This window comes from Actinomadura sp. BRA 177, from assembly GCF_013372625.1.
Classification (GTDB): domain Bacteria; phylum Actinomycetota; class Actinomycetes; order Streptosporangiales; family Streptosporangiaceae; genus Spirillospora.
Genome location: NZ_JABXFD010000497.1, coordinates 50,757 through 57,133, shown reverse-complemented (window position 1 = coordinate 57,133; position 6,377 = coordinate 50,757). Strand labels below are relative to the sequence as shown.

Genomic DNA, 6,377 nt, shown 5'->3' with positions numbered 1-6,377 from the left:
CGCGCGGCGGTCCGCCGCGGCGCCCTGCCCGTCCGCGGCGCGGGCGGCGGCGCTCATCTGGGCGGCCAGCCAGACGGCGTCGGAGACCTCGTGCCATGCGGGACGGCCGGCGGGGGCGTCGGAACGTCCCGCGCCGCGCGCCGCTGGGTCTCCGATCCGTCCGCTCACTCAGGGGCCGCCACTTCCAACCGTTGCCAGATGAGGTCGAGGAGCCGTTCCCAGTCGGTGTCCGGATCCCGCGCGCCGGAGGTCGCGAGGTAGACGGCGTTGAGCAGCTGGTCCGCGGCGAGCCCCCGCTGGCTGCTGCGGTGCTCCAGGAAACTGCGGATCAGCCGCCGGGTGCGTTCATCGGACCGCTCGGCGAAGTGCGCTGCCACCATATCGGCGAGACGCTTCTCATCGGGCTCTTTCATGTGGAACTGCAGGCACCGGCGCAGGAATGCCGGGGGAAACTCGCGCTCCCCGTTGCTCGTAATGATCACGATCGGAAACGCCCGGCAGCGCACCCTGCCCCGCACGATGCCGGCGGTACCGTCCGGGTCCGCGGTCTGCACCGTCACCTCGGGCTCGCGGGCGCTGACGCGGAAAAGCTCGGCGATTCCGTATTCACCCTCCTCGAATACGTCGAGAAGGTCATTCGGTAGGTCTATGTCGCTTTTGTCGAGTTCATCGATGAGCAGGACGCGCGGCAGTTCATAGGGCAGCAGCGCGGTGCCCAGCGGGCCGAGCTGCAGGTAATGGCCCAGTCCGGCGTCGGTCAGCGCGGCGGAGCCCGGATCACCGGCCGCGTCCGGCGCCTCGCCGGCCCCCTCCGCGGGCGCCCGGCGGGCCGTCGCGGCGTCCTGCGCCCGCCCTATCGCGTCGTACTCGTAGAGCCCCTCGCGCAGGGTGCTCCGGCTGCTGATCGGCCAGCGCAGCACCCGGCCGAGCCCCAGCTCCCGGGTGATCCGGTAGGCGAGCGTCGACTTGCCGACGCCCGGCTCACCGGTGACCAGAAGCGGCCGCCGCAGAAACAGTGCCGCGTTGACGGCGCCGACCTCCGCGGGAGCGGCGAGGCGGGGCCGGGTGCCCTCCACGGGGCCGAGCCGGCGAACGAGGTCGCGCTCGTCGCCGGGCGGGGACGGGAGCGGCGGCCCGCCGTCGAAGGCGCGCCACGGGGGCGGCGGGGGCAGTGCCGCAGCGAACCGCCCGGCCGGCAGGGGACGCCCGTTGCCGCGGTAGATCCACCATGCGGCACGGTCGTTCCGGGCACCGCCCGCCGGGTCGGCGGGCAGAGCGGCGTCGCGAGGGCGAGGGACCTCGGGCGGCTCGTCAGCGGCCATCGACGATGTCCCCTTCTAGTGTGGCTTATGAGCTTTGCGACGAATACTCGATCTCGGGCAGAGAACCGGCGCAGGCCACCCTACGTCCAGAATCCCCGCGAGCCGGACGCTCCGCAAGGTTTTCGCGAACATAGTTACCATTACTGGCCATTTGTCGGCCATCACATCGACTGTCGCGTTCGTGGTACCGGAGCGCGCAGCGCACGGACATCGTCCAAGAAGTGATTCGGATCATCCCAAAGGAGGGTCACCGCGAGTGCGGAATGACCATTACGGTCATCGGCCGGCGGCGCGTTTCCGCGCAGCCGCTTGATGTCGCCGGGCAGGTCCCTGATGTCGGGGCGGTCGATGACCCGCCGCACCGCCTCCCGCACTTCGGGCGGCGGCTCGTCCGCCCGGTGCCAGAGCACCACGGGAATCCCCGCGCGCAGCGATTTCCACAGCTCGGTGCGGCCGGGCTCGCGGTCGGGCGGGCCGCTCAGCACGCACGCGACGATCTCGCGGCTGCTCAGCAGCCGGTCGCCCATCGGACGCGGATGGGCTGGCTCCGCCGCGGTCGCCAAGTACGCAAGGCCGTCGACGGCGTCGACCAGCACCTGCCAGCGCTGGCGCCACGCGCGGTGGAAGCTGAGCGCCCGCAGCCGCTCCTGGCTCCGGACGAGGATCTCGTACTCCGCACCCAGCGGCGTCGGGTCCGGCATCTCCGGGTCGTCGCGCGTCCACTGGTCCACACCGAGGTTGATCATGTCCAGCGGCAGGACGAACTCCAACACGAGAGAGTCGTCGAGTTCGTAGGCCCAGCCTCGCTCGGCCTCGTGGATCAGGGCGCCGACGTGCTCGGGCACCGCGTCCAGCGGGACGACCTGGTCCTCCCCCGGCTCGGGCCGCCATTCGAGCGGATGCACCTGCCGCCAGTGCGACAGCCGGCACATCACCCGGCCCTCGACGAGTTCCGGCAGCGGTTCGAGCTGGATGATGAGGTAGATGGGCTTGTCGTCGCGTGCCGCGAGGACTCCGGAACGGTCCCGCATACGGTCGAGGTAATCGGCCTGGGCGACGTTTCCGCCACCCCGCAACTGCTCGGTCTGCATCGTCATCCACTCGCGCAGCCGTTTGAGCCGCCATGCCTCCTCGGTACTGGCGTTGTCCGCGGACTGCCGGGTCTGCATGGTCTGCAGCAGCATCGCGACGAATATCAGGTGCGGTGAGGGTTTCCCGGGCGCCGTGTTGTGGTCGAGAAGGGCCGAGAACGCGTCCCAGGCGTCGGTGAGGCGGAACGGGACGGTGGCGATGCTGTTTCCGGTGGCGGCCACGTAGAGCCGGGTGAGGGACGGAACTCGCAGGCCGGTCAGCAGATCCTCGACCTGGGTCTCGACGACCGGCTCCAGATGGGCGCGGACTGGGCTCAGCATGCGCTTCAGCCGCGCGACGGCCGCGGTCTGCCCGGCGACGAACTCGACCGCGTGGACCAGCACCTGCAACCCGTCGGGGATCTCCTTGCACGCGTGCACGAGGTGGTAGAGGTAGTACTTCGGCTGGGGCAGATCCGGCAGCAGCAGCGGTGCGCGCACCTGCTCGCTGATGTAGTCGACGACGATGGCGCGGCCGGTCGCCTCCCGCATGTTCGACACGTCCGTGAGCAGGTCGACGATCTCCGCGGTGGTCAGTTCCACCCGGACCTGCTCCTGCGCGTGCCCCAGCGACGGTGCCGCCGGCGGCACCAGGGCCGGCGACCTCGTCTCGTCGTCCGCCATGCGCCGTTACCGCCTTCCCGCCCAAGGCCGTTCCGCCGGTCAATGTAGGTCGCACCCGCCCGGCTGTTCTGCGTCGCAGGACACAATGGGATTTACCACACAACCGCTAGGGTGCCTATTCGCATGCCGCGGTCGGCCGGCGTACCACTTGCCGGGGCGTGCGCCGTGCGTGCACAGTTGGAGCAATCCAACCTTCGAGGGGCAGCAAAGGTCATGCGGAACGGCTCCGGCGCAGCGGGGACCGGCTGGACCCCGTCCGGCCATTGCACGATCTTCGTCTGCGACATCATCAGTTTCGGAAAACGCCCGGACCACGTCCAGAGCCATCTGCGAACCGTCCTCTACGACGGCCTCCGGACCTGTTTCGACGCGGCCGGGCTGCCGTTCGAAGGGTGCTACACGGAGGATCGCGGCGACGGGGTCATCGTCGTGCTGCCGCCGTCGTACGACCCGGCCGGGCTCGCACATCCGCTGCCCGACCACCTGCGCGGCGCCCTGCGCAGGCACAACGGGCTCACCGCCGAGCACGCCCGGATGCGCCTGCGGGTCGCGCTGCACAGCGGGCAACTGGAATCGGACGACAAGGGCATCGTCGGCACCACGGTCAACCACGTGAACCGGCTCCTGGACGCGCCGTCCTTCAAGGAGGCACTCGCCGAGACGCCGGCCGAACTGGGGGTCCTCGCGTCCGACGAGTTCTACCGCGCGGTGATCCAGGAGGGCCGCGGCGCCATCGATCCCACCGAGTTCCGTCCGATCGACGTGCGCCTCAAGGAGACCGACACCAAGGCGTGGCTCTGCATCCGCACCGCCTCTCCCACGGCGCCGGCGCCGACGTCGGCGCCGGTCGCGACGGGTGCCGCCCCGGTGGCCCCCGATCTCACGGCGCGCGGGCGGCCGGAGCAGGCGGAGGGCGCCGGTCTGCCAGCCCTCTTCGAGATCGTGGAACGGCTCATGGACATCCCGCTGCTGACGACGGCCGAGGGTCGGCAGCAGATCGTGGACGACCTGCGCAAGGAGATCGCCATCCGCATTCCGCGCCGCGCCCAGCCCCACCTGGACACCCACTCGATCGTCCGGACGTGCCTGCAGTTCCCCGGCGGACTGGAGGAGTTCCTCGCCCTCGTTCACGCTTACGCCGGTAAGTCGGTGGAGGTTCAGGCGTTGGACGAGACGGTGGCGCGGCTGACCGGAGGCGCGCACTGAGTTCTGGGCATGGTGCGGCCCCGTCCCGTGGGGTGGGGTGGGACGGCGCCGCGGGCCGCGCGGGACCGGGCGACGGTCGCCCGCGCGGCGGGTCTAGTCCTTCGTCGCCGCTTCGGCGCCCGCGCCGGTGAGGGAGCGGACCTCGATCTCGGCGTACTTCTCCGCGTTGTACTCCTTGCTGAGGATCGTCCCGAGGAAGCCGCACAGGAAGCCGATCGGAATGGACAGCAGGCCCGGGTTGCTGAGCGGGAACCAGCTCCAGTCGTGGTCGGTGAACAGCGCCTTCTCGTCGCCGGACACGACCGGGGAGAACGCCACGAAGAAGATCGCGGCGCCGAGGCCGCCGTAGATGGCGGAGGTGGCGCCGGCGGTGTTGAACCTCTTCCAGAACAGGCTGTAGAGGATCGCGGGCAGGTTCCCGGACGCGGCGACCGCGAACGCGAGGGCGACGAGGAACGCGACGTTGAGGCGCTGCGCGTAGATGCCGAGGACGATGGAGACGGCCCCGATCACCAGCGCGGAGATGCGGGCGACGCGGACCTCGTCCCGCTCGGTGGCCTTGCCCCTGCGGAACACGTGCGCGTACAGGTCGTGGGCGAAGGACGAGGACGAGGCGAGCGTCAGACCGGCGACGACCGCGAGGATGGTCGCGAACGCGACGGCGGCGATGACCGCGAGCAGGATCGTGCCGCCGGCCTCGCCGAAGACGATCTCGCCGATGCGTTCGGCGAGCTGCGGCGCCGCGGTGTTGCCGGCCGCGTTGACCTTCGAGATCTCCTCGGAGCCGACGAGGGCGGCGGCGCCGAAGCCGAGCACCAGGGTGAAGAGGTAGAACACCCCGATGAGGCCGATGCCCCACATGACGGACTTGCGGGCGTCGCGGGCGGTGGGGACGGTGTAGAAGCGGATCAGGATGTGCGGCAGCCCGGCGGTGCCGAGGACGAGCGCGAGGCCGAGGCTGATCAGGTCGAGCTTGCCGGTGAGGCCGGAGTCCTCGGTGGCGTAGCGCTGGCCGGGCTCCAGGAACTTCTCGCCCTTGCCGCTCTGCTCGGCGGCGTCGTTCAGCAGCGAGGAGAGGTTGAAGCCGAACTTGCCGAGCACCAGCAGGGTGATCAGGGCCGCGCCGGTCATCAGCAGGACGGCCTTGACGATCTGCACCCAGGTGGTGCCCTTCATCCCGCCGAACACCACGTAGATGATCATCAGGACGCCGACCAGCGCGATCGTCGCGCCCTTCGCGAAGTCGCTGGTGAAGCCGAACAGCAGCGAGACCAGGGCGCCGGCGCCGACCATCTGCGCGAGCAGGTAGAAGATCGACACGACGATGGTGGAGACGCCGGCCGCGGTGCGGACGGGACGCGGGCTCATCCGGAACGCCAGCACGTCCGCCATCGTGAACCGGCCGGAGTTCCGCAGCAGCTCCGCGACCAGCAGCAGCGCGACGAGCCACGCGACGAGGAACCCGATCGAGTACAGGAAGCCGTCATAGCCGTACAGCGCGATGAGCCCGGCGATGCCGAGGAACGACGCGGCGGACATGTAGTCGCCGCCGATCGCGAGGCCGTTCTGCGCGCCGGAGAACGACCGTCCGCCGGCGTAGAAGTCGGTGGCGTTCTTGGTGTTGCGGCTGGCCCACACGGTGATCCCGAGGGTGGCCGCCACGAACACGATGAACAGGATGATCGACAGGGTCTCGTTGCTCATCGGGCGTCCTCCGCGTTCTCCGCGACCGGGGCGGCCTCGGCGAGGATCTCGTCGCGCAGCTTGTCGGCCATCGGGTCGAGGCGGCGCTCGGCGTGCCGCGAGTACAGGTACGCGATGCCGAACGTGGACACGAACTGCAGCAGCCCGAAGACGAGCGCGATGTTGATGGAGCCGAACAGCTCGGTGCCCATGAAGTCGCGCGCCCACCCCGACAGCACGACGTAGAGCAGGTACCAGCTGAGGAACGCGGCGGTCATGGGGAATGCGAATCTGCGGAATCTGCGGCGGAGTTCCTGGAACTCCTCGGTGCCCTGGAACCGTTCATAGACGGTGCCGGCGGCGTTCTTATCGACGGACACGACCGCCCCTCCTCTTTTGTGACGCCAATCAC

General features: G+C 70.0%; 5 protein-coding genes. 1 reads left to right on the top strand and 4 read right to left on the bottom strand.

Annotated features, from left to right (window positions below; genetic code table 11):
• Positions 1–164: 164 nt before the first annotated feature.
• The gene (locus HUX53_RS28965; RefSeq protein WP_176406386.1) at positions 165–1,322 is read right to left on the bottom strand and encodes a MoxR family ATPase; all 1,158 of its coding nucleotides are present in this window, start codon (positions 1,320–1,322) and stop codon (positions 165–167) included.
• A gap of 161 nt (positions 1,323–1,483) precedes the next feature.
• Complete coding sequence (locus tag HUX53_RS28960) at positions 1,484–3,076, bottom strand: hypothetical protein (protein ID WP_176406385.1); 1,593 nt, start codon at positions 3,074–3,076, stop codon at positions 1,484–1,486.
• Positions 3,077–3,289: 213 nt separating this feature from the next.
• On the opposite strand from HUX53_RS28960, the gene HUX53_RS28955 reads away from it, so the two are divergent.
• Entirely contained in the window at positions 3,290–4,282 is a 993-nt protein-coding gene (locus HUX53_RS28955) for a hypothetical protein (protein ID WP_176406384.1), read from the top strand.
• A 93-nt stretch (positions 4,283–4,375) separates the two neighbouring features.
• On the opposite strand, the gene HUX53_RS28950 is transcribed toward HUX53_RS28955, so the two are convergent.
• Entirely contained in the window at positions 4,376–5,986 is a 1,611-nt protein-coding gene (locus HUX53_RS28950; RefSeq protein WP_176406383.1) for a cation acetate symporter, read from the bottom strand.
• On the bottom strand, positions 5,983–6,345 hold the full coding sequence (locus tag HUX53_RS28945; RefSeq protein WP_176406382.1) for a DUF485 domain-containing protein: 363 nt from the start codon (positions 6,343–6,345) through the stop codon (positions 5,983–5,985). Before HUX53_RS28945 ends, HUX53_RS28950 begins: the two co-directional genes overlap by 4 nt.
• Positions 6,346–6,377 lie beyond the last annotated feature (32 nt).

Excerpts from the sequence above, each read along its gene's own strand:
- HUX53_RS28965 (WP_176406386.1), bottom strand. The coding sequence starts at position 1,322 with ATGGCCGCTGACGAGCCGCCCGAGGTCCCTCGCCCTCGCGACGCCGCT.
- HUX53_RS28960 (WP_176406385.1), bottom strand. The coding sequence starts at position 3,076 with ATGGCGGACGACGAGACGAGGTCGCCGGCCCTGGTGCCGCCGGCGGCA.
- HUX53_RS28955 (WP_176406384.1), top strand. The coding sequence starts at position 3,290 with ATGCGGAACGGCTCCGGCGCAGCGGGGACCGGCTGGACCCCGTCCGGC.
- HUX53_RS28950 (WP_176406383.1), bottom strand. The coding sequence starts at position 5,986 with ATGAGCAACGAGACCCTGTCGATCATCCTGTTCATCGTGTTCGTGGCG.